Origin of the sequence: Hydrogenophaga intermedia, assembly GCF_000723405.1 — a bacterium.
In the GTDB taxonomy this organism is placed as follows: Bacteria; Pseudomonadota; Gammaproteobacteria; order Burkholderiales; family Burkholderiaceae_C; genus Hydrogenophaga; species Hydrogenophaga intermedia.
Genome location: NZ_CCAE010000023.1, coordinates 22,162 through 43,914, shown reverse-complemented (window position 1 = coordinate 43,914; position 21,753 = coordinate 22,162). Strand labels below are relative to the sequence as shown.

The following is a 21,753-nucleotide window of genomic DNA, read 5'->3' as shown; positions in this document are numbered from 1 at the left end:
GTGGCCGATGAGTTGCACTCATTCGACGCGCCCGCCGACCAGGATGTCGCGTTGCCCGCTGCTGGTGAGCGCGCTCACCAGACCCGCGTTCTCCATGTCTTCCAGCAGGCGCGCGGCGCGGTTGTAGCCGATCTTGAGCTTGCGCTGCACGTAGGAGATGCTGGCCTTGCGGTCTTGCAGGACGATGGCCACGGCCTGGTCGTACAGCGGGTCCTTCTCGCCGCTGGCGTCGCCGCCCTCGCCGAGCATGTCGCCGCCTTCGCCATCGCCACCACCGCCGTCGAGCACGCCGTCGATGTAGTTGGCCTCGCCCTGCTGCTTGAGGTAGCCCACCACGCGATGCACCTCGTCGTCGCTCACGAAGGCGCCGTGCACGCGTGTGGGAAAGCCCATGCCCGAGGGCAGATAGAGCATGTCACCCATGCCCAGCAGACTCTCCGCGCCCATCTGGTCGAGGATGGTGCGGCTGTCGATCTTGCTGCTCACCTGGAAGGCGATGCGCGTGGGGATGTTGGCCTTGATCAGGCCGGTGATCACGTCCACGCTGGGGCGCTGCGTCGCCAGCACCAGGTGAATGCCGGCCGCCCGCGCCTTCTGCGCCAGTCGCGCGATCAGCTCCTCGATCTTCTTGCCCACCACCATCATCAGGTCGGCGAGTTCGTCGATCACCACCACGATGTAGGGCAGCGTTTCCAGCGGCTCGGGCTGTTCGGGTGTGAGCGAAAACGGATTGCCGATGATCTCGCCGCGCGCCTTGGCTTCCTCGAGCTTGGTGTTGTAGCCCGCGAGGTTGCGCACGCCCAGCTTGCTCATGAGCTTGTAGCGCTTCTCCATCTCGGCCACGCACCAGTTCAGGCCGTTGGCCGCGTGCTTCATGTCGGTGACGACCGGCGCGAGCAGGTGCGGGATGCCCTCGTACACGCTCATCTCGAGCATCTTCGGGTCGATCAGCAGCAGGCGCACGTCCTTCGGGTCGGCCTTGTAGAGCAACGACAGGATCATGGCGTTGATGCCGACCGACTTGCCCGAGCCGGTGGTACCGGCCACCAGGCAGTGCGGCATCTTGGCCAGATCGGCCACCACCGGCTGGCCACCGATGTCCTTGCCCAGGCCGATGGTGAGCAGCGAGCGCGCGTCGTTGTATACCTGCGAGCCCAGGATCTCGGACAGGCGAATGGTTTGGCGCTTGGCGTTGGGCAGCTCCAGCGCCATCAGGTTCTTGCCAGGGATGGTTTCGATCACGCGAATCGACACCAGCGAGAGCGAGCGCGCGAGGTCGCGGCTCAGGTTGACGATCTGCGAGCCCTTGACGCCGGTGGCGGGCTCGATCTCGTAGCGCGTGATCACCGGGCCGGGCGCTGCCGCCACCACGCGCACGTCGACGCCAAAGTCCTTGAGTTTCTTCTCGATCAGGCGACTGGTCATCTCCAGCGTCTGAGAATCCACCGTGCTCTGCTGGCCCGGCGCGGCGTCAAGCAGGTCCACCTGCGGCAGCTTGCTGTCGGGCAGTTCGGTGAACAACGGCTTCTGGCGCTCCTTGGCCACGCGCTCGCTCTTGGGCACCTCAACCATGGTGGGCTCGATGACCACGGGCACCGGGTGGTGTTCCTCGATCTCCACGCGCTCGGTCTTGACCACCTCTTCGCGCTCACGCGCCGCGACGCGGCCGATGCGCTCGTCCTCCACCGCCTCGCGCTTCTCGCGTCGGGCCTCGAACCAGCCGTCCACCGTGTGGCCCACCACCTCGGCCCAATGGCCCCAGGAGAAGCGGAACACCAGCGGCAAGCAGGCCAGCAGGCCCGCCAGCAGCGCCAGCGCCGCACCGGTGAAGCCCAGCCAGCGCTCGGCCAGCGCCCCCAGCGCGTGCCCCACCACACCGCCCGAGTGGCCCGGCAGCAAGGGCTCCAGCCGGTACAGGCGGCTCCATTCGAGCGCGCAGCTCACCATCAGCAACACCACGAGCCCGCCCCAGAAAGCCGCGCGGCGCATGTGCGGGCGCTGCCACCAGCGCGGCGCCTCGGGCACGGGCGAGGGGCCACGCAGCCAGCGCGCCAGGCCCGACAACCATGCGCGCACGCCGGCGGCGAAACACCACCAGACCGAGAACCCGAAGAGGAAATAACTGGCGTCGGCCACGATGGCGCCGAGGCGACCGGCCCAGTTGCCGACCTCGGGCGAGGTGCCGGTGGTGCTCCAGGCGGGGTCGGCGAGCGAATGACTCAGCAGGGCCAGCAGCCAGAAAGCCAGCGCTGCGGCCCCGAAGACGAGACCGATTTCCTGGGCGAAGCGCGCGATGCCACTGGGCGCGGACGCGCCCTGTCGATCGGCGTTGAGGGTATTGAGCGAGTACGTCATGGCGCGAATCAGGGGCCTAGCTTACCCCAGCGCCCTGCCCCGCCCGGGGGCTCAACCGAGGGTGTTGAGCCGTTCCTTGATGATGGTGCTGCCGTCCTCGGCGACCTCGATGAAGCCCCGGTCTTCCAGGTCCTTCATGACGCGGCTGACCATTTCGCGCGAGGCGCCGATCATCTTGGCCACGTCCTGGCGCGAGACGCGCTCGCGGATCATCAACTGGCCGTCGCGGCCCGGCTGGGCCTGCTCCAGCAGGGCACGGGCCACGCGGCCGTACACGTCGAGCAGGGCCAGGGATTCGATCTTGCGGTCGGCCTGGCGCAGGCGCTGGACCAGGCCGCGCATGACGGCATAGGCCATGGACGAGTTCTCGGGCAGGCAGCGCGCGAACTCGTTGCGGCCCAGGATCAGCACGTCGGTCTGCACCTCGGCGCGCACGGTGGCCGAGTGCGGCTGGTTGTCGATCAGGCTCATCTCGCCCACGTAGTCGCCGGGGTTCATGGTCGCCAGGATGACCTCGCGGCCTCGGCTGTCGGTGGTGACGACCCGGGCCCGGCCGGTGAGCACGATGGCCAGGCAGTTCGACTTCTTGCCCTGTTCCACGATCATTTCGCCGCGCTTGTAGCGGCGCTTGACCACCGCATCGGCCACCGACTCGGCCTGGGCCTGTGTGAGGGTTGAAAACAGCGGCACACGGCGGATCAGGTCGAGATTGGACAGAATGGACATGCGTGTATTCCCAGACAGCGGGGAAAGAAAGGGCCCGCTTCCCTACAATCCCGGCCGGTCATGGCTTGTTGCGATCGAAGCCATTGACGCGCGTTATTTGACTATCGCGCCGGGTATCTCCATATACCCCCTCGACTCTAAACCAATTGCTGCGTTTTTCGATAGCGCGCACCAAGATGAAACACGCCAAAGTCCTGATCCTGGGTTCCGGCCCCGCCGGCTACACCGCGGCCGTCTACGCGGCCCGCGCCAACCTCAACCCCGTGCTCATCACCGGCATCGCCCAGGGCGGCCAACTGATGACCACCACCGACGTGGACAACTGGCCCGCCGACGTGGACGGCGTGCAGGGCCCCGACCTGATGCAACGATTTTTGCAGCACGCCGAGCGCTTCAAGACCGAGATCGTGTTCGACCACATCAACAAGGTCGACTTCTCCAAGCGCCCGTTCACCCTCACCGGTGACAGCGGCACCTACACCTGCGACGCGCTCATTCTCGCCACCGGCGCTTCTGCCCAGTACCTGGGCCTGCCGTCCGAGGAAGCCTTCATGGGCAAAGGCGTGAGCGCCTGCGCCACCTGCGACGGCTTTTTCTACCGCGGCCAGACCACCTGCGTGATCGGCGGTGGCAACACCGCCGTCGAGGAAGCGCTGTACCTCTCCAACATCGCCAGCAAGGTCTATTTGGTGCACCGGCGCGACAAGTTCCGCGCCGAGCCCATCCTGGTGGACAAGGTGATGGAGAAGGTCAAGGAAGGCAAGATCGAGCTCAAGCTGTTCAAGACCCTGGACGAGGTGCTGGGCGACCAGAGCGGCGTGACGGGCGTGCGCCTGAAGGACACGCAGACCGGCGCCACCGAAGACCTGCACCTGCAGGGCTGCTTCATCGCCATCGGCCATCGGCCCAACACCGAGATCTTCCAGGGCCAGCTCGACATGAAGGACGGCTACATCGTCACGAAGTCGGGCCTGAGCGGCATGGCCACCATGACCAGCGTGCCCGGCGTCTTCGCCGCGGGCGACGTGCAGGACCACGTCTACCGGCAGGCCATCACCAGCGCCGGCACCGGCTGCATGGCCGCGCTGGACGCCCAGCGCTTCCTGGAGCAGCAAGGGGTTTGAGTCCCGGCGGCCTGCGGTTATGGCTATAATCGCGGGCTTTGCTGAAAGTCCGGCGCTTGCCGAACGGGCCGCAAATCCGGGTTACCGCCACCCACAACTGGCGAGGTGAGGCTGGGCGCCAGTCGCGAGGAAATCCCCTCGCGGCCCGCTGCGAACAGCCGTGAAATTGAATCGGAGTGTCCTCATGGCACGCGTCTGCGACGTCACGGGCAAGAAGCCCATGGTCGGAAACAACGTTTCCCACGCCAACAACAAAACCAAGCGCCGGTTCCTGCCGAACCTGCAATACCGCCGTTTCTGGGTCGAGAGCGAGAACCGCTGGGTTCGTCTCCGTGTGTCGGGCGCCGCGCTGCGCCTGATCGACAAGAAGGGCATCGACGTCGTGCTGGCCGACATGCGCGCCAACGGCCAAGCTTAAGGAGAACCACCATGGCAACCAAAGGCGGTCGCGAAAAGATCAAGCTGGAGTCCACCGCGGGCACCGGCCACTTCTACACCACGGACAAGAACAAGAAGACCACGCCGGACAAGCTTCTGATCAAGAAGTTCGATCCGAAAGCCCGCAAGCACGTGGACTACAAGGAAGTGAAGCTCAAGTAAGAGCCATCTCCCCCAACAAAAAGCCCGCTGATTTCAGCGGGCTTTTTTTTCCAGGGTGCCATGGATCCGGGTTTCTCGGTCCATGGCACCGCCCCCTTTGAGGGGGGGTGGTCAATCACGCATGGGCAGAGCGCAGGCGGATCGAGAAGTCGCGCAGCGCGGCGATACCGCTCTCTTCGGCGCGGTGGCACCAGGCCTGCAGATCAGCGGCGAGTTGCTCGCGTGTGGCGTTGGTGCTCGACCACAGGGCGCGCAGTTCTTCGCGCATGGTCACCATCTTGTCGAGCACCGGGTGCTCGGCACGGGCCTGTGCCAACTGCGGCTTCACGGCCGGCGGCACCTTGTCGTCGTCACGGTGCAGCCAGCGTTTTGCCGCCTTGAGCACCGAGGCATCGGCCTGGCGAGCCTTGAGCGCAGCGAGTTCCGACTTGCACGCCACGCGCAGTTCGCGGGCGTAACCGGCCATGACCTCGTAGCGGTTGGCAATGATGGCTTCAAGGGTCTTCTCGTCTGCCACCGGCTTCACGTCGCCGAAGGCCATCTTGGGCGGCACCTTCTTCACGGTGGCCAGCCCCAGCGACTGCAGGATGCTGATGTACATCCAGCCGATGTCGAATTCATAGGGCTTGACCGACAGCTTGGCGGACGTGGGATAGGTGTGGTGGTTGTTGTGCAGCTCTTCGCCGCCGATGATGATGCCCCAGGGCGACACGTTGGTGCTGCCGTCCACCGCCTCGAAGTTGCGGTAGCCCCACCAATGGCCGATGCCATTGATGATGCCGGCCGCCGTTAGCGGGATCCAGATCATCTGGATCGCCCAGACCATGAGGCCCAGCGCACCAAACAGCACCACGTTCAGGATCAGCATGAGGCTCACGCCCAGGGCCGAGTAACGCGAGTAGACGTTGCGCTCGATCCAGTCGTTGGGCGTGTTGTGGCCATAGCGGGCCATGGTGTCGGCGTTCTTGGCCTCGGCGCGGTAGAGCTCGGCGCCTTCCCAGAACACCTTCTTGATGCCGAAGATGTGCGGGCTGTGCGGGTCGCCTTCCTGCTCGCACTTGGCGTGGTGCTTGCGGTGGATGGCCGTCCACTCCTTGGTGACCATGCCGGTGGTCATCCAGAGCCAGAAACGGAAGAAGTGCGCTGCGATCGGGTGCAGATCGAGGGCGCGGTGCGCGGAATGGCGGTGCAGGTAGATCGTCACACTGGCGATGGTGACGTGCGTGAGCACCAGCGCGATCAGCACGACCTGCCACCAGCTCGCACCGGTCACGCCGTTGATCAGGAAGTTCACCACGCCGTCGAGCAACGCGGAAAAGGCACCAGGGTCGGAAGCGGTCATCGAAGTCCTATCAGGACTGCCCGGAAACGGAGGACAAGCCTTCACACGTGCCCGGGGCAGGCGGGCAGCGCAGGCGGGATTTTAGGCGGGGGGTGTCTCCCGACCAAGCCTTTGGTCCCGCTCTAAGGCCGGAAGTGCCCGTCAGTTCGGGGCCAATTGACCCTCATCAAGCTTTTTTCCGCCAGACGGCGGCAAAAAAGCCGTCTGTCAGGTGTCGATGGGGCCACAGGCGCAGGAAGCGCTCACCCTCGTGGGCACCGCACAAGGACTGCGCATCGGGCACCTTCAGCGCCTGCAGAAGCGGTGCGACGGCCTCGCTCTCGAAGCCGGGTTGCGCGGCGCTGAAGGTCTCGACGACATCTTCGTTCTCCTCGCGCAGCAGGCTGCAGGTGGCGTAGACCAGTCGCCCGCCCGGCTTGAGCAGGCGCGCCGCGCTCTCCAGGATGGCGCGCTGAAGGGCCGCCTGCGCCGCCACGGTCTGCGGCGTCTGGCGCCATTTCAGATCGGGGCTGCGGCGCAGCGTGCCCAGGCCCGAACACGGCGCGTCCACCAGCACGCGGTCGATCTTGCCGGCCAGGCGCTTGATGCGCTCGTCGCGCTCGTGCGCGATGGCCACCGGGTGCACGTTGGACAGGCCGCTGCGGGCCAGGCGCGGCTTGAGCGCGTCGAGCCGGTGCGCCGAGGTGTCGAAGGCGTAGAGGCGGCCGGTGTTGCGCATGGTGGCGCCGATGGCCAGGGTCTTGCCTCCGGCGCCGGCGCAGAAGTCCACCACCATCTCGCCGCGCTTGGCATCGAGCAGCAGTGCGAGCAATTGCGAGCCTTCGTCCTGCACCTCGAGCTCGCCATTCGCGAACGCGGGCAAGCGGGCCAGCGAGGGCTTGCCCTCCAGGCGCACACCCCAGGGCGAGTGCGCCGTGGCTGTGGCTTTCAATCCCGCGGCCCGCAAGGCCGCCAGCGCGTCGTCCCGCTTGGTCTTGAGGATGTTGATGCGCAGGTCCAGCGGCGCGGGCTGCAGCAGGCAGGCGGCCAGGGCGTCGAATTCGTCGCCCACCTGCTCGCGCAAGGCGCCCGCCAACCACTCGGGCAAGTTGTGGCGATGCGGCGCCAGCCATTCGTCCTCGCGCACCTTGGCGCAGGCGTCCAGCCAGACCTTCTCGGGCTCACTCAGCGCGCTCTTGAGGAAATCGCGGTCGCCCGAGAAGCCCAGGATGGCCAGTCGGCGCCACTTGGAGCCGCTGCCCGAGCGCGCCAGCCACTCGAACTTCAGGCGTTCGCGCAATGCGGCATAGACCGTGTCGGAGAGCGTGCCGCGCTCGCGCGGGCCGAGCGACTTGTTCTCGCGGAAGTGGCGGGCGACGACGGCATCGGCGGGGTGATCGAAACGGAACACGGCCTCGACCAGGGCGGTGCATTCATCGAGCAGGGCTTTGGGGTGCATGGGGGCGGTATTGTCCTCGGATCGATAATCACCGGTTATGTCCGAGATTCAAGACCAGGTGCGCCGACGCCGCACCTTCGCCATCATTTCCCACCCCGACGCGGGCAAGACCACCCTCACCGAGAAGCTGCTGCTGTTCTCGGGCGCGATCAACATCGCCGGCAGCGTGAAGGCGCGCAAGGCCGCGCGCCACGCCACCAGCGACTGGATGGAGATCGAGAAGCAGCGCGGCATCTCGGTCGCCTCCAGCGTGATGCAGATGGAATACCGGGACTGCGTCATCAACCTGCTCGACACACCCGGCCACCAGGACTTCTCGGAAGACACCTACCGCGTGCTCACCGCGGTGGACGCCGCGCTGATGGTGATCGACGCGGGCAACGGTGTGGAGCCGCAGACGCGGCGGCTGCTGCAGGTCTGCCGCGCGCGCAACACACCCATCATTACCTTCATCAACAAGATGGACCGCGAGGTGCAGCAGCCGCTGGACCTGATGGACGAGATCGAGCGTGAACTCGGCATGACGGTAGTGCCCTTCACCTGGCCGGTGGGCATGGGCAAGACCTTCCGCGGCGTGTACGACCGCCGCGCCGAGCAGATGCGCGTGTTCGCCGCGGGTGAAGACAAACGCGGCGGCGAAGAAGAAGTGCTGGCCGGCCTGGACAACCCCGAGAGCGCCCAGCGCTTCGGCAGCGAGTTCGCGCAGGCCAGGGACGAACTGGAACTCGTGGCGGGCGCCTCGCCGGCCTTCAACGAGCAGGCCTTCCTGGAAGGCCACCAGACGCCCATGCTGTTCGGCTCGGCCGTCAACAACTTCGGCGTGCGCGAGGTGCTGGACGCCCTGGTGGACCTGGCGCCGCCGCCCGGCCCGCGCCCGGCGATCCAGCGCACGGTCGAACCGGTTGAGCCCAAGTTCAGCGGTGTGGTGTTCAAGATCCAGGCCAACATGGACCCGGCGCACCGCGACCGCATCGCCTTCGTGCGCGTGGCCAGCGGCCACTTCGAGCGCGGCATGCGATTGAAGGTGGTGCGCAGCGGCAAGGAACTGCGGCCGAACACCGTGGTGAGCTTCCTGTCGCAGCGCCGCGAGCTGCTCGATGAGGCCTTCGCGGGCGACATCATCGGCATTCCCAACCACGGCGTGCTGCAGTTGGGCGACACCCTCACGGAGGGCGAAGCGCTCCAGTTCACCGGCCTGCCCTTCTTCGCGCCCGAGATCATCCGCAGCGTGGAAGTGGCCGATCCGCTGCGCAGCAAGCAGTTGCGCGCGGGCCTCACCCAGCTCGGCGAGGAAGGCGCGATCCAGGTCTTCCGCCCCGTGGCCGGTAGCGTGTTGCTGCTGGGCGCCGTGGGGCAACTGCAGTTCGAGGTGGTGGCGCACCGCCTGGAGCACGAGTACGGCGTCAAGGCGCGCATCACCAGCAGCTCGTACCACGTGGCACGCTGGGTCACCTGCGCCCCCGAGGACGGCGGCGAGCAGGAGCTCAAGCGCTTCATCGACGCCAACGCGCACCGCGTGGCGCTGGACGCGGTGGACGCGCCCACCGTGCTGCTGGACCACATGGCCACGCTGCGCGCGGTCGAGGCGAACTGGCCGAAAATCAAGTTCCACGCGATGCGCGAACACGCGGGCCTGGTCTTCCACCGATCCATGTGAACCCCGACATCCATCACGTCCAGGTGCGGCCGGGCCCCGTGGCCGGGGTGCACGCCGTGCTCACGCACAGCGCCCGCGGCTTCGGCCGGCACTGGCACGACGGCTTCGGCTTCGGTGTGATGGACGAAGGCGCTCACCGCTCCGCCAGCGGGCGCGGTCCGGTGCTGGTGAGCGCCGGCCAGGTGATCACCACCAACCCCGGCGAAGTACACGACGGCCTGCCCCTGGGCGAGCGGGCGCGCCGCTGGCGCATGCTGCACGTGAGCCCCGAGGCGATGGCCGCGCTGGCCGACGGGCGCCCCGATCAGGAAATCACCCGCCCGGTGTTGGACGACCCGCTGCTGCGCGCGACCATCGATCGCGTGTTCCGCTGCTGGACCACCCAGGGCACCGGTGCGGACGGGGAAGGACGCCGGGCCGAGGCCTTGACCGATGCCTGCGGCCTGCTCATGCGGCGCCACGGCAACCACCGGCCGACAGACGCCGACGGTATCGACCACGCCGGACTGAGGCGCGCACGCGAGCGACTGCTCGACGACCTGGAGCAGCCGCCCGGCCTGGACGAACTGGCCCGGCTGGCGGGCCTGTCGCGTTTCCAGCTCGTGCGGCATTTCGCCCGGGCGCACGGCCTGCCGCCCTTCGCCTGGCTGCAACAGCAGCGCCTGGGCCGGGCGCGCGCCCTCATTGCCGGTGGCATGGCCTTGAGTGAGGCCGCTTTGGCCTGCGGCTTCGCGGATCAGAGCCACCTGCACCGGCATTTCCTGCGCAGCTTCGGCTTCACCCCCGGCGCCTGGCGCCAGGCCTGGCTGCAATAGCGTTCAAGACCGCCGGCGCGCGGCGCGCCAGGATGCGCGAGCGGCCCACCCCGGGCCGCGTTCCCACATCCGGAGCACCACATGCCCAGCCTCGACTTCCTCCTCACCTCCGCCGTCGTGGTGGTCACGCCGGGCGCGGGCGTGCTGTTCACCGTCTCGACCGGCCTGGCGCAGGGGCGGCTTGCCGCGGCCTACGCCTCGCTGGGCTGCACCTTGGGCATCGTGCCGCACATGGCCGCCACCGCCATGGGCCTGGCCGCCGTGATGCATGCGGGCGCCCTCGCCTTCCAGCTGCTGAAGCTGGCCGGCGTGCTCTACCTGCTGTACCTGGCCTGGGCCACGTGGCGCGACCGCTCGGCCTTCGCCGCCGATCCGGCGGCGCCCACGCGCTCGCCACTGCGCCTGATGGGCAAGGCCGTGCTGCTCAATGCCCTCAACCCCAAGCTCACCCTGTTCTTCTTCGCCTTCCTGCCGCAGTTCATGGATCCGGCCGATCCGGCGCCGATGCGGCAGTTCGCCGCGCTGAGCGCGGTGTTCATGGTGATGACGCTGGGCGTGTTCGTGGTCTACGGCGTGCTCGCCGATGCCTTCCGCCAGCGCGTGCTGGCTTCGCCGCGCACGCAGAACGCGCTGCGGCGAGGCTTTTCGGCCGCTTTTGCGTTGATGGCCGCCAAGCTCGCCGCGAGCGAGCGCTGAGCGACGGGGCCTCATCCCCCCGCCAGGCAGCGCTCCACCGCACGCGGATAGATCAGGTGCTCCTGCGTGAGCACCCGCGCCGCCAGCGCCTCGGGCGTGTCGCCCGGCAGCACCGGCACCACGGCCTGCTCCAGGATCTCGCCGTGGTCGAGTTCGCTGGTCACGCGGTGGATGGTGGCACCGGCGAACCGGCAGCCCATCTCGATGGCGCGCTGGTGCGTCTTCAGGCCGGGAAAGGCCGGCAGCAGGCTGGGGTGGATGTTGAGCAGCCGCCCCTCATAGTGGCGCACGAAGCCCGGCGTGAGGATGCGCATGAAGCCCGCCAGCAGCACCAGCGCGGGCGCGTGGGCGTCGATGGCGGTGATCAGGGCGGCATCGAAGGCCTCGCGATCGGCGTGCTGCTTGTGATCGACCACCGCAGTGGCCAGGCCCCGTTCGCGGGCCCAGGCCAAGCCGGCCGCGTCGGGCCGGTTGCTCAGCACCGCCACCACGCCTGCGCCGAAGCGCTCGCCCCAGCGGGCCTGTTTCGACGCTTCCACCAGCGCGGCCATGTTCGAGCCACTGCCCGAGATGAGGATGACGATCGGACGGGCTGGGGGCGCGGGCATGGGGCGGGAGTGTAATGAGACCGGTGACCGAGACCGGTCCGGCCGGCGGCTTGTCGCCGCCTCGACACGCAAAAACGAACGGTCGTGCGTAAACTCGATCGTCACGCAACCCGGGGCCCTGAGCGCCCCTGCCGAGGAGACACACGATGGATCTGGCCTTCACGCCTGAGGAGCAGGCGTTCCGCGACGAGATACGCGCCTGGGTGCGCGCCAACCTGCCCGCCGAGATCAGCCACAAGGTTCACAACGCCCTGCGCCTGACGCGAGACGACATGCAGCGCTGGGCGAAGATCCTGGGCAAGAAGGGCTGGCTGGGCTACGGCTGGCCCAAGCAATTTGGTGGCCCGGGATGGAACGCGGTGCAGAAGCACCTGTTCGAAGAGGAGTGCGCCCTGGCCGGCGCGCCACGCATCGTGCCCTTCGGGCCGGTGATGGTGGCGCCCGTGATCATGGCCTTCGGCAACAAGGAACAGCACGAGCGCTTCCTGCCCGGCATCGCCAGCGGCGAGGTCTGGTGGAGCCAGGGCTACAGCGAGCCGGGCTCGGGCTCCGACCTGGCCTCGCTCAAGACCCGCGCCGAGCGCAAGGGCGACAAGTACATCGTGAACGGCCAGAAGACCTGGACCACCCTGGGCCAGTACGGTGACTGGATGTTCAACCTGGTGCGGACCAGCACCGAGGGCAAGCCCCAGACCGGCATCTCCTTCCTGCTGCTGGACATGAAGTCCAAGGGCGTCTCGGTGCGCCCCATCAAACTGCTCGACGGCGAGTGCGAGGTCAACGAGGTCTTCTTCGACAACGTCGAGGTGCCGGCCGAGAACCTCATCGGCGAGGAGAACAAGGGCTGGACCTACGCCAAGCACCTGCTCAGCCACGAGCGCACCAACATCGCCGACGTGAACCGCGCCAAGCGCGAGCTCGAGCGCCTCAAGCGCATTGCCAAGACGGAAGGCGTGTGGGACGACGTGCGTTTCCGCGACCAGATCGCCCTGCTGGAGGTGGACGTGGTGGCGCTGGAGATGCTGGTGCTGCGTGTGCTCTCGGCCGAGAAGTCGGGCAAGAACTCGCTGGACATCGCCGGCCTGCTCAAGATCCGCGGCAGCGAGATCCAGCAGCGCTACAGCGAACTCATGATGCTCGCGGCCGGCCCCTACAGCCTGCCCTTTATCGAAGAGGCCATGGAAGCCGGCTGGCAGGGCGACTTCCCGGGCGGCGTGACGGCCAACGCGCCGCTGGCCTCGACCTACTTCAACATGCGCAAGACCACGATCTACGGCGGCTCCAACGAGGTGCAACGCAACATCGTGGCGCAAACCGTGCTCGGCTGAGGAGACAGGAATGGACTTCGATTTTTCCGACGATCAGGTCGCGCTGCGCGACGCCGTGCAGAAATGGGTGGAAAAGGGCTACGGCTTCGAGCGCCGCCGCACCATCGTCGAGGCCGGCGGCTTCGACCGCGCGGTCTACACCGAGCTGGCCGAACTGGGCTTGGCGGGCCTGTACGTGGATGAAGCTCATGGCGGCCTGGGCATGGGCCCGGTGGAGGCCATGGTGGTGATGGAAGAGCTCGGGCGCGGCATCGTGCTGGAGCCGCTGGCGCAGACCCTCATTGCCAGCGGCGTGATCGGCGCCTACGGGGCCGATGACGTGAAGGCCGCCTGGCTGCCGCGCATCGCCAGCGGCGAGGCCCTGGTGGTGCTGGCGCTGCAGGAGCGCGGCGCGCGCTACCGGCTCGACCGCGTGGCCGCCACCGCCAGCCAGGCCGGCGGCGCCTGGACGGTATCCGGCGAGAAGCACCTGGTGGCCGCGGCCGACCGCGCCGACGCATTCCTGGTGCCGGCCGTGGCCAATGGCCAGCCCGCCCTCTTCCTGGTGGAGGCCAGCGCCAAGGGCGTGACGACCACCGGCCACCTCACGCAGGACGGCAGCCGCGCGGGCAATCTGTCGATGGACAAGGCCCCGGCCGTGCTCGTCTGCGCCGATGGCCAGGCCGCGCTGGAACACGCGGTGGACATCGGCATCGCCGCCACCTGCGCAGAAGGCGTGGGCGCCATGGAGCAGACGCTGGCGCTCACCGTGGACTACATGAACACGCGCAAGCAGTTTGGTGTGGCCATCGCCACCTTCCAGGCCCTGCGCCACCGCGTGGCCGACATGAAGATGCAACTGGAGCTGGCGCGGTCCATGAGCTACTACGCCAGCCTCAAGCTCAACGCCCCGGCGGCCGAGCGCCGCGCCGCCATGGCGCGCGCCAAGGTGCAACTGGGCAACGCCATGCGCTTCATCGGCCAGCAATCGGTTCAGTTGCACGGTGGCATCGGCGTGACCGACGAGTACATCGGCAGCCACTACTTCAAGAAGCTCACGCAGCTGGAGATGAGCTTCGGCGACACCTTGCACCACCTGGGTGAGGTGTCCTCGCGCATGCAGGACACCGCCGGGGTGTTTGCCTGACCGGCCGCGGCTGCGCGCCCTAGGCGTGCAGCCGCGACGACTTCGGCAGGTGCGCCATCAGGAACTCCATCTGGTCCGCCAGGATGCGGCGGTTGCGCAGGATGAAGTCCTCCCACAGGCTGGGCACGTAGGGCGCGTACAGCAGAGGCATGTGCGCCTGCTCGGGCGTGCGGTTGCCCTTGCGGTGGTTGCACGACTTGCAGGCCGTCACCACGTTCATCCAGATGTCGCGCCCGTTCTGGCCGAAGGGCACGATGTGCTCGCGCGTCAGGTCTTCCTCGTGGAAGTGGTGGCCGCAGTACGCGCACACGTTGCGGTCGCGTGAGAACAGCTTCTGGTTCGTGAGCGTCGGCCGAAGCTCGAAGGGATTGATGCGCGGCACACCCTGCGTGCCGATGATCGAATTGATCGTGATCACCGACTGCAGCCCGGTCACCGCGTTGTGTCCGCCATGGAACACCGCGATCTCGGCACCCGCCTCCCAGCGCACCTCCTCGGCCGCGTAGTGCAACACGGCTTCTTCGAGGCTGATCCAGGACTGGGGCAGTCCCTGGGCCGAGAGCTTCAAGACCTTCAAAACCGGCTCCTTCGTGCAATCGAGACACTGGAAGGGCCCGGAACCCGCCGAGGGCCACGGGGCCTGCGTTTTTCGTGTGCCAATATAACAATCTTTGATGACTGAACGTGCCCATGCGGGACATGCCCCCGCGATGTGACAAAACCAGGCGCCCGACCCATGCAAATTCTCCGCGGCCTCTCCCGCCGCCCCCACGGCACGCCCGACGGCGTGCGCGGCTGCGCCCTCACCATCGGCAACTTCGACGGGGTGCACCGCGGCCACCAGGCCATGCTGGCCCTGTTGCAGAGCGAGGCCCGCCACCGCGGCGTGCCCAGTTGCGTCATGACCTTCGAGCCGCACCCGCGCGACTACTTCGCGGCGCGCCACCGCAAGCCCGAGCTGGCGCCGGCCCGCATCGCCACCCTGCGCGACAAGCTGGAGGAACTGCAGCGCTGCGGCGTCGACCGCTGCGTCATCCTGCCCTTCAACGAGCGCCTGGCCTCGCAGACCGCCACCTCCTTCATCGAGGACACCCTGGTCGGCGCCCTGGGCGTGAAGTACGTGCTGGTGGGTGATGACTTCCGCTTCGGCGCCCAGCGCGTGGGCGACTACGCCATGCTCGACGCCGCCGGGGCGCGCCTGGGCTTCGACGTGGCGCGCATGCAGAGCTACGAGGTGCACGGCCTGCGCGTGTCCAGTTCGGCTGTGCGAGACGCCTTGGCCGAGGGCCGCATGGACGACGCCGCCGCCCTGCTGGGCCGGCCCTACGCCATCAGCGGCCACGTGGTGCACGGGCGCAAGCTGGGCCGGGCGCTGGCCGAAACCGCCCCCGGCAAGGGCGACGGCTTTCGAACGCTCAATCTGCGCTTCGCGCACTGGAAGCCGGCCGCCAGCGGCATCTTCGCGGTGCTGGTGCACGGCCTGTGGGCCGAGCCCCTGCGCGGCGTGGCCAACCTGGGCGTGCGCCCGTCGCTCGACCCGGACGACGTCAACGGCGGGCGCGTGCTGCTCGAAACCCATTGCCTGGACTGGCCTGTGGGCCTGGCGGCCAGCCTGCCCGGCGGGGAGGCCTACGGTAAAATCGTGCGGGTGGAACTGCTGCACAAACTGCACGACGAGCTGAAGTACGACAGCCTCGATGCCCTCACGCACGGCATCGCGAAGGACGTCGCCGACGCGCGTGCGTTCTTCGAGGCCATGCACGGCCGCACGCACCGGCAGACCACGCGCGACCGAATTTGACGGGCCAAGGCCCGCTCGCTGCCCTTCGACAAGCTCAGGGCGAACGGCTGCTGAATCTCTCGCACACGCGCTCCCCCGCTCGGGCTGAGCTTGTCGAAGCCAACACGCGAATCACCATGTCCGAGACCAAGAACGCCTACCCCGTCAACCTGCTGGACACGCCCTTCCCCATGCGCGGCGACCTGCCCAAGCGCGAGCCGGGCTGGGTCAAGCAGTGGAACGACGAGGGCCTGTACCAGCGCCTGCGCGACGCGCGCCGCGGCGCGCCGCTGTTCGTGCTGCACGACGGCCCGCCCTATGCCAACGGCCAGATCCACATGGGCCACGCCGTCAACAAGGTGCTCAAGGACATGATCGTCAAGAGCCGCCAGCTCGCCGGCTTCGACGCGCAGTACATCCCCGGCTGGGATTGCCACGGGCTGCCGATCGAGAACGCGATCGAGAAGAAGCACGGGCGCAACCTCAGCCGCGACGAGATGCAGGCCAAGAGCCGCGCCTACGCCACCGAGCAGATCGGCCAGCAGCGCGAGGACTTCAAGCGCCTGGGCGTGCTGGGCGACTGGGAACGCCCCTACCTCACCATGGCGCCGGCCAACGAGGCTGGCGAGATCCGCGCCTTCAAGCGCGTCATCGAGCGCGGCTTCGTCTACCGCGGCCTCAAGCCCGTTTACTGGTGCTTCGACTGCGGCAGTTCGCTGGCCGAGTTCGAGATCGAGTACGCCGACAAGAACAGCGACACGCTGGACGTGGCCTTCGAAACCGACGACGCCGCGAAACTGGCCGCTGCCTTCGGCTTGAGCGCGTTGCCGGCCGGCAAAAGCGGCTTCGCCGTCATCTGGACCACCACCGCCTGGACCATCCCCGCCAACCAGGCGCTCAACGCCCACCCCGAACTCACCTACGCCCTGGTTGACACACCGAAGGGCTGTCTGGTGCTGGCCGAGACCCTGGTCGAAAAATGCCTGGAGCGCTTCGGCCTCGAGGGCACGGTCATCGCCACCGCCACGGGCGACAAACTCGGTGGCCTGAACTTCCGTCACCCGCTGTACGACGCCGACAAGGGCTACAAGCGCCTGTCGCCCGTGTTCCTGGCCGACTACGTGAGCGACAGCGACGGCACCGGCATCGTGCACTCCTCACCCGCCTACGGCCTGGACGACTTCAACTCCTGCATCCACAACGGCTTCACCGTCGAAGACATCCTCAACCCCGTGCAGGGCAATGGCGTCTACGCGGCCGACTTCCCGCTCTTCGGCGGCCAGCACATCTGGAAGGCCGTGCCGCTCATCATCGCGGCGCTCAAGGCCGCGGGCCGCCTGATGAGCACCGTGGGCATCAGCCACAGCTACCCGCACTGCTGGCGCCACAAGACGCCCGTGATCTACCGCGCCGCCGCGCAGTGGTTCGTGCGCATGGACGAAGGTGAGGGCGTGTTCACCAAGGACAAGGCGCCCAAGACCCTGCGCCAGACCGCGCTCGAAGCCATCGACCACACCGGCTTCTACCCCGAGAACGGCCGCGCCCGCCTGCGCGACATGATCGCCAACCGGCCCGACTGGTGCATCTCGCGCCAGCGCAGTTGGGGCGTGCCCATCCCCTTCTTCCTGCACAAGGCCACGGGCGAGCTGCACCCGCGCACCATGGAAATCCTCGACCAGGCGGCCGACATCGTCGAGAAGGGCGGCATCGAGGCCTGGAGCCGCGTGACCACCGAAGAAATCCTGGGGGCCGAAGACGCGCCGAACTACGACAAGAGCAGCGACATCCTCGAGGTCTGGTTCGACTCCGGCTCCACCTTCTCGCACGTGCTGCGCGGCAGCCACGCCAAGGCCTACCCCAACGGCGCCTTCCACTCTCAGGGCCCCGAGGCCGACCTCTACCTCGAAGGCCATGACCAGCACCGCGGCTGGTTCCACAGCTCGCTGCTGCTGGGCTGCGCCTTGAACGACCGCGCGCCCTACCGCGGCCTGCTCACGCACGGCTTCACGGTGGACAGCCAGGGCCGCAAGATGAGCAAGTCGCTCGGTAACGGCATCGACCCGCAGGACGTCAACAAGAAGCTCGGCGCCGAAATCATCCGCCTGTGGGTCGCCGCCAGCGACTACTCCGGCGACATCGCAGGCGACGAGAAAATCCTCGCGCGCGTGGTCGATGCCTACCGCCGCATCCGCAACACCCTGCGCTTCCTGCTGGCCAACCTCAGCGACTTCGACCCCGCGAAACACGCCGTGCCGCTGGGCGAGTTGCTCGAGATCGACCGCTGGGCCCTGGCGCGCACGGCGCAGTTCCAGGCCGAGGTGCTGGCCCACTACGAGCGCTACGAGTTCCACCCTGTGGTGGCCAAGCTGCAGGTCTTCTGCTCCGAAGACCTGGGTGCCTTCTACCTCGACGTGCTGAAGGACCGGCTCTACACCAGCGCGCCCGACAGCCGGGCCCGCCGCAGCGCGCAGACCGCGCTGCATCACGTGGCGCACGCCATGCTGCGCTGGATGGCGCCCTTCATGAGCTTCACCGCCGAGGAGGCCTGGCCCGTGCTGGCCGGCGCCCAGAACAAGGGCTCGATCTTCTTCGAGACCTGGGCCGACCTGCCGCCAGCCGACGAGGGCCTGCTGGCCAAGTGGGCGCGCCTGGGCGAAATCCGCAACCTGGCCAACAAGGAGATCGAGACCGTGCGCACCCAAGGCGCCGTCGGCTCCTCGCTGCAGGCCTTGCTCACCATCACCGCGCCGGCCGACGACGCCGCGTTGCTGCGCTCGCTGGGCGATGACCTGCGCTTCGTCACCATCACCTCGGCCGCCACAGTGGCCGACGGCAACGAACTGGCCGTGCAAGTGACGCCCGCCACCGCGCCCAAGTGCGAACGCTGCTGGCACTACCGTGACGACGTGGGCCACGACCCCGCGCACCCCACGATCTGTGGCCGCTGCACGAGCAACCTGTTCGGCGCGGGCGAAACCCGCACGGTGGCCTGATGGCACGCGCGAGCCTGCGCGACATCGCGCCCTGGCTGGGCCTGGCTGCGCTGGCCTTCGCGCTCGACCAGATCACCAAGTGGCTGATCCTGGCCTCGTTCGCGCTCGGCGACAGCGTCACGGTCACGTCCTTCTTCAACGTGGTGCGCGTGCACAACGAGGGCGCGGCCTTCTCCTTCCTGGCCGGCGCCAGCGGCTGGCAGCGCTGGTTCTTCACCGCCATCGGCATCGCCGCGTCCGTCTTCATCGTCTGGATGCTGCGCAGCCACCCCGGGCAGAAACTCTTCGCCTTCGCGCTCGCCTGCATCCTGGGCGGCGCCATCGGCAACGTGCTTGACCGCCTGGTGCACGGCTACGTGGTGGACTGGCTGGACTTTCACTGGTCGTTCCTGGCCGGCCTGTTCCCGGGGGGGCACTTCCCGTCCTTCAACCTGGCCGACACCTTCATCTCCATCGGCGCGGCCTGCCTCATCCTCGACGAGATCCTGCGCATTCGGAAGTCACGCGCGGCCAAGGCCCTTTAGCGCCGGTCCTCGCGGCGGCGGCTGCGCGATGACAGAATGCCCGCTCATTCGATCATCCGAGGAGACACCCATGCCCGGCCTGCTGCCCGACGTCGACCCCGACGGCCTGTACGAGTTCTCGGTGGTCTACACCGACCGCGCGCTCAACCACATGTCCAAGCGCTTCCAGGGCGTGATGACGGGCATCTCGTCCCTGCTCAAGCGCGTGTACGGCGCGCACTCGGCGGTGCTGGTGCCCGGCAGCGGCACCTTCGGCATGGAATCGGTGGCGCGCCAGTTCGCGCACGGCAAACACGTGCTGGTCATCCGCAACGGCTGGTTCAGCTACCGCTGGACGCAGATCTTCGACATGGGCTCCATCCCCGCCAGCCACACGGTGATGAAGGCGCGCCCGGTGCACAAGAATCCGCAGTCGCCCTGGGCGCCCGCGCCCATTGACGAGGTGGTGGCCACCATCGCGCGCGAGAAACCCGCGCTGGTCTTCGCCCCGCACGTGGAAACCGCGGCCGGCATGATCCTGCCCGACGACTACCTCAAGGCCGTGGCCGACGCCGTGCACGCCGTGGGCGGCCTCTTCGTGCTCGACTGCATCGCCTCCGGCGCCATGTGGGTGGACATGAAGGCCACCGGCGTGGACATCCTCATCAGCGCGCCGCAGAAGGGCTGGAGCAGCTCGCCCTGCTGCGCGATGGTGATGCTGAGCGAACGCGCGCGGGCGGCCATCGACGCCACGCAAAGCACCACCTTCGCCATGGACCTGAAGAAGTGGCTGCAGATCATGGAGGCCTACGAAGGCGGTGGTCATGCGTACCACGCCACGCTGCCCACCGACGCGCTGGCCCGCCTGCATGCCACCATGCTGGAGACCGAGGCGTACGGCTTCGATCGCGTGCGCCAGGAACAGATCGCGCTCGGCCAGGCCGTGCGTGAGGTGGTGGAACGCCACGGTTTCCCCAGCGTGGCGGCCGAGGGCTTCAAGGCCCCGGGCGTGGTGGTGAGCCACACCACCGACGCCGAGGTGCAGTCGAGCAAGGCCTTCCTGGCCCTGGGCCTGCAAACCGCCGCAGGCGTGCCGCTGCAGTGCGACGAAGGCGCGGACTTCAAGACCTTCCGCATCGGCCTGTTCGGCCTGGACAAGTGGCACGACGTGCCGGCCACCGTGGCGCGCCTTGAAGCCGCCCTGCAACGCGTGGCGCCCTTGCGCGAGGCCCGCGCGGCCTGACGTCTCGGAGGCCTAGCGGTCGGGCGCTCGTCCCAGCGCGCCAAGACCTCGCGGGGATCGGGCGCCAGGGCGCTCTGTTCCGCGAATGTCCCCCGGGCGGCTGCGCCGCCCTCCTCCTTTATTTCGCTACACAGAGCGCCCTGTCACCCGATCCAGAGGTGAGGCAGGCACACCAACGGTGGCCTGCCTGCGCGTTGGCTGCCCGAGGACGCTGGGTGGCCAGCGCAGCGAAATAAAGGAGGAGGACGGCGCAGCCGTCCGGGGGACATTCGCGGAGCTGGCCACCCAGTGGCCTCGGGCCACCAGACACGGCTCCGAGAAATCAAACACTCAAGGCAGCAAAACCGTGCAACCGGTGGTTGCCCGCGCCTCCAGACTTTCGTGCGCCTTCTTCACCTCCGTCAGCGGGAATCGCTGGTCGATGCGGATCTTCACCTTCCCGCTCACCACCACGTCGAACAGATCGTCCGCCATCTGCTGCGTGCGCTCGCGGTTGTTGATGTGCGTGAACAGCGTCTGGCGCGTCACGTAGATCGAGCCCTTGCCCGCCAGGATGCCCGGTGCGAACGGCGCCACCGGGCCCGAGGCGTTGCCGAAACTCACCATCAGCCCGAACGGCCGCAGGCAGTCCAGCGACTTGTCCCAGGTGTCCTTGCCCACCGAGTCGTACACCACCTTCACGCCCTGCCCGCCGGTAATCTCCTTCACCCGCACCGCGAAATCCTCGGTGCGGTAGTTGATCGCGTGCTCAGCGCCGTGGTCCAGCGCGAGCTGGCACTTGTCCGCCGAACCCGCGGTGGCGATCAGCCGCAGGCCCAGGGCCTTGGCCCACTGGCAGGCAATCAAGCCCACACCGCCCGCAGCGGCGTGGAACAGCACGAAGTCGCCCGCCTCCAGGCCCTCCACCGGCTTGCAGCGCTTGAGCAGGTACTGCGCCGTCAGGCCCTTCAACATCATGGCCGCGCCGGTCTCGAAATCGATCGCATCGGGCAGCTTGCAGACGTTCATCGCCGGCATCACGCGCGCGTCGCTGTAGCTGCCCGGCGGGTTGGACGCGTAGGCCGCGCGGTCGCCCGCCTTCAGGTGCGTCACCCCCTCGCCCACGGCCTCGATGACCCCCGCACCCTCCATGCCCAGCGACAGCGGCATGGGGAAGGGATAGAGCCCCGTGCGCTGGTACACGTCGATGAAGTTCAGCCCGATCGCGTGGTGGCGGATGCGCACCTGGCCCGGACCGGGCTCGCCCACCTCGACGGTGTCGATCACGAGTTGATCGGGGCCACCATTGGCGTGGATGCGGACGGCGCGGCTGCTGGTGCTCATGGGAGTCTCCTGTTCGTTTTGGGCAAGGGGCGGATCGGGGCCGATGCTGCCACGAATCGCGCGCCTGTCCCGCCCTCGACCGTGGCGCCCCCGCAG

Annotated in this window: 19 protein-coding genes; 12 read left to right on the top strand and 7 right to left on the bottom strand. The window is 67.9% G+C overall.

The window, feature by feature from the left end:
* Positions 1-18: 18 nt before the first annotated feature.
* Together BN948_RS14235 and BN948_RS14230 are read right to left on the bottom strand one after the other, a co-directional pair.
* Entirely contained in the window at positions 19-2,355 is a 2,337-nt protein-coding gene (locus tag BN948_RS14235; RefSeq protein ID WP_009516831.1) for a DNA translocase FtsK, read from the bottom strand.
* Between the two features lie 51 nt (positions 2,356-2,406).
* Positions 2,407-3,081, bottom strand: a complete 675-nt coding sequence (locus BN948_RS14230) for a Crp/Fnr family transcriptional regulator (protein ID WP_009516830.1) — start codon at positions 3,079-3,081, stop codon at positions 2,407-2,409.
* Positions 3,082-3,257: 176 nt separating this feature from the next.
* Here BN948_RS14230 and trxB point away from each other — a divergent pair, with 176 nt between their 5' ends.
* From trxB to rpmG, 3 genes are all read left to right on the top strand, one after another.
* Positions 3,258-4,205, top strand: coding sequence for a thioredoxin-disulfide reductase (trxB, locus tag BN948_RS14225; RefSeq protein WP_009516829.1), 948 nt, complete (start codon positions 3,258-3,260; stop codon positions 4,203-4,205).
* Positions 4,206-4,389: 184 nt separating this feature from the next.
* Entirely contained in the window at positions 4,390-4,623 is a 234-nt protein-coding gene (gene rpmB, locus BN948_RS14220) for a 50S ribosomal protein L28 (RefSeq protein ID WP_009516828.1), read from the top strand.
* A gap of 11 nt (positions 4,624-4,634) precedes the next feature.
* A complete protein-coding gene (gene rpmG / locus BN948_RS14215) occupies positions 4,635-4,805 on the top strand; it encodes a 50S ribosomal protein L33 (RefSeq protein WP_009516827.1) in 171 nt (56 codons plus the stop codon).
* Positions 4,806-4,920: 115 nt separating this feature from the next.
* On the opposite strand, the gene BN948_RS14210 is transcribed toward rpmG, so the two are convergent.
* Positions 4,921-6,147: a DesA family fatty acid desaturase gene (locus BN948_RS14210; protein WP_009516826.1), complete on the bottom strand. Its 1,227-nt coding sequence runs from the start codon at positions 6,145-6,147 to the stop codon at positions 4,921-4,923.
* Positions 6,148-6,313: 166 nt separating this feature from the next.
* Positions 6,314-7,585 (bottom strand): RsmB/NOP family class I SAM-dependent RNA methyltransferase, encoded by a 1,272-nt coding sequence (locus BN948_RS14205; protein ID WP_009516825.1) that lies wholly within the window; start codon positions 7,583-7,585, stop codon positions 6,314-6,316.
* Between the two features lie 37 nt (positions 7,586-7,622).
* Between BN948_RS14205 and BN948_RS14200 the strand changes: the two genes are divergently transcribed.
* The 3 genes from BN948_RS14200 to BN948_RS14190 all read left to right on the top strand — a co-directional run bounded on the left by BN948_RS14200 (position 7,623) and on the right by BN948_RS14190 (position 10,753).
* Positions 7,623-9,242 carry a peptide chain release factor 3 gene (locus BN948_RS14200; RefSeq protein WP_009516824.1) on the top strand — a complete coding sequence of 540 codons (1,620 nt, stop codon included), beginning with the start codon at positions 7,623-7,625 and terminating at the stop codon, positions 9,240-9,242.
* Positions 9,239-10,057 carry an AraC family transcriptional regulator gene (locus tag BN948_RS14195; protein ID WP_009516823.1) on the top strand — a complete coding sequence of 273 codons (819 nt, stop codon included), beginning with the start codon at positions 9,239-9,241 and terminating at the stop codon, positions 10,055-10,057. The genes BN948_RS14200 and BN948_RS14195 overlap by 4 nt, the downstream gene beginning before the upstream one ends.
* 81 nt (positions 10,058-10,138) lie before the next feature.
* Positions 10,139-10,753, top strand: coding sequence for a LysE family translocator (locus BN948_RS14190; RefSeq protein ID WP_009516822.1), 615 nt, complete (start codon positions 10,139-10,141; stop codon positions 10,751-10,753).
* 11 nt (positions 10,754-10,764) lie between these two features.
* Here the strand turns inward: BN948_RS14190 and purN are convergent, their stop codons facing one another.
* Positions 10,765-11,361, bottom strand: coding sequence for a phosphoribosylglycinamide formyltransferase (gene purN, locus BN948_RS14185; protein ID WP_009516821.1), 597 nt, complete (start codon positions 11,359-11,361; stop codon positions 10,765-10,767).
* Positions 11,362-11,507: 146 nt separating this feature from the next.
* Between purN and BN948_RS14180 the strand changes: the two genes are divergently transcribed.
* Entirely contained in the window at positions 11,508-12,689 is a 1,182-nt protein-coding gene (locus tag BN948_RS14180; protein ID WP_009516820.1) for an acyl-CoA dehydrogenase family protein, read from the top strand.
* A 10-nt stretch (positions 12,690-12,699) separates the two neighbouring features.
* Positions 12,700-13,815, top strand: coding sequence for an acyl-CoA dehydrogenase family protein (locus BN948_RS14175; protein ID WP_009516819.1), 1,116 nt, complete (start codon positions 12,700-12,702; stop codon positions 13,813-13,815).
* Positions 13,816-13,834: 19 nt separating this feature from the next.
* On the opposite strand, the gene BN948_RS14170 is transcribed toward BN948_RS14175, so the two are convergent.
* Positions 13,835-14,392 (bottom strand): HNH endonuclease, encoded by a 558-nt coding sequence (locus tag BN948_RS14170; RefSeq protein ID WP_009516818.1) that lies wholly within the window; start codon positions 14,390-14,392, stop codon positions 13,835-13,837.
* Positions 14,393-14,551: 159 nt separating this feature from the next.
* On the opposite strand from BN948_RS14170, the gene BN948_RS14165 reads away from it, so the two are divergent.
* The 4 genes from BN948_RS14165 (at position 14,552) to BN948_RS14150 (ending at position 20,334) form a co-directional block, all read left to right on the top strand.
* A complete protein-coding gene (locus tag BN948_RS14165) occupies positions 14,552-15,616 on the top strand; it encodes a bifunctional riboflavin kinase/FAD synthetase (protein ID WP_009516817.1) in 1,065 nt (354 codons plus the stop codon).
* Between the two features lie 116 nt (positions 15,617-15,732).
* A complete protein-coding gene (ileS, locus tag BN948_RS14160; protein ID WP_009516816.1) occupies positions 15,733-18,588 on the top strand; it encodes an isoleucine--tRNA ligase in 2,856 nt (951 codons plus the stop codon).
* Positions 18,588-19,112 (top strand): signal peptidase II, encoded by a 525-nt coding sequence (gene lspA, locus BN948_RS14155; RefSeq protein ID WP_009516815.1) that lies wholly within the window; start codon positions 18,588-18,590, stop codon positions 19,110-19,112. The genes ileS and lspA overlap by 1 nt, the downstream gene beginning before the upstream one ends.
* A 70-nt stretch (positions 19,113-19,182) precedes the next feature.
* Entirely contained in the window at positions 19,183-20,334 is a 1,152-nt protein-coding gene (locus tag BN948_RS14150; RefSeq protein ID WP_009516814.1) for an aminotransferase class V-fold PLP-dependent enzyme, read from the top strand.
* A gap of 330 nt (positions 20,335-20,664) precedes the next feature.
* On the opposite strand, the gene BN948_RS14145 is transcribed toward BN948_RS14150, so the two are convergent.
* Positions 20,665-21,657, bottom strand: coding sequence for a quinone oxidoreductase family protein (locus BN948_RS14145; protein ID WP_009516813.1), 993 nt, complete (start codon positions 21,655-21,657; stop codon positions 20,665-20,667).
* Between the last annotated feature and the right edge of the window lie 96 nt (positions 21,658-21,753).

What these genes read in the sequence shown, in the direction of transcription:
- ileS (WP_009516816.1), top strand. Translation starts at nt 15,733, where the DNA reads ATGTCCGAGACCAAGAACGCCTACCCCGTCAACCTGCTGGACACGCCC.
- BN948_RS14210 (WP_009516826.1), bottom strand. Translation starts at nt 6,147, where the DNA reads ATGACCGCTTCCGACCCTGGTGCCTTTTCCGCGTTGCTCGACGGCGTG.
- BN948_RS14180 (WP_009516820.1), top strand. Translation starts at nt 11,508, where the DNA reads ATGGATCTGGCCTTCACGCCTGAGGAGCAGGCGTTCCGCGACGAGATA.
- BN948_RS14175 (WP_009516819.1), top strand. Translation starts at nt 12,700, where the DNA reads ATGGACTTCGATTTTTCCGACGATCAGGTCGCGCTGCGCGACGCCGTG.
- BN948_RS14165 (WP_009516817.1), top strand. Translation starts at nt 14,552, where the DNA reads ATGCAAATTCTCCGCGGCCTCTCCCGCCGCCCCCACGGCACGCCCGAC.
- lspA (WP_009516815.1), top strand. Translation starts at nt 18,588, where the DNA reads ATGGCACGCGCGAGCCTGCGCGACATCGCGCCCTGGCTGGGCCTGGCT.
- BN948_RS14150 (WP_009516814.1), top strand. Translation starts at nt 19,183, where the DNA reads ATGCCCGGCCTGCTGCCCGACGTCGACCCCGACGGCCTGTACGAGTTC.
- rpmB (WP_009516828.1), top strand. Translation starts at nt 4,390, where the DNA reads ATGGCACGCGTCTGCGACGTCACGGGCAAGAAGCCCATGGTCGGAAAC.
- trxB (WP_009516829.1), top strand. Translation starts at nt 3,258, where the DNA reads ATGAAACACGCCAAAGTCCTGATCCTGGGTTCCGGCCCCGCCGGCTAC.
- purN (WP_009516821.1), bottom strand. Translation starts at nt 11,361, where the DNA reads ATGCCCGCGCCCCCAGCCCGTCCGATCGTCATCCTCATCTCGGGCAGT.
- BN948_RS14205 (WP_009516825.1), bottom strand. Translation starts at nt 7,585, where the DNA reads ATGCACCCCAAAGCCCTGCTCGATGAATGCACCGCCCTGGTCGAGGCC.
- BN948_RS14190 (WP_009516822.1), top strand. Translation starts at nt 10,139, where the DNA reads ATGCCCAGCCTCGACTTCCTCCTCACCTCCGCCGTCGTGGTGGTCACG.
- BN948_RS14230 (WP_009516830.1), bottom strand. Translation starts at nt 3,081, where the DNA reads ATGTCCATTCTGTCCAATCTCGACCTGATCCGCCGTGTGCCGCTGTTT.
- BN948_RS14235 (WP_009516831.1), bottom strand. Translation starts at nt 2,355, where the DNA reads ATGACGTACTCGCTCAATACCCTCAACGCCGATCGACAGGGCGCGTCC.
- rpmG (WP_009516827.1), top strand. Translation starts at nt 4,635, where the DNA reads ATGGCAACCAAAGGCGGTCGCGAAAAGATCAAGCTGGAGTCCACCGCG.
- BN948_RS14200 (WP_009516824.1), top strand. Translation starts at nt 7,623, where the DNA reads ATGTCCGAGATTCAAGACCAGGTGCGCCGACGCCGCACCTTCGCCATC.
- BN948_RS14145 (WP_009516813.1), bottom strand. Translation starts at nt 21,657, where the DNA reads ATGAGCACCAGCAGCCGCGCCGTCCGCATCCACGCCAATGGTGGCCCC.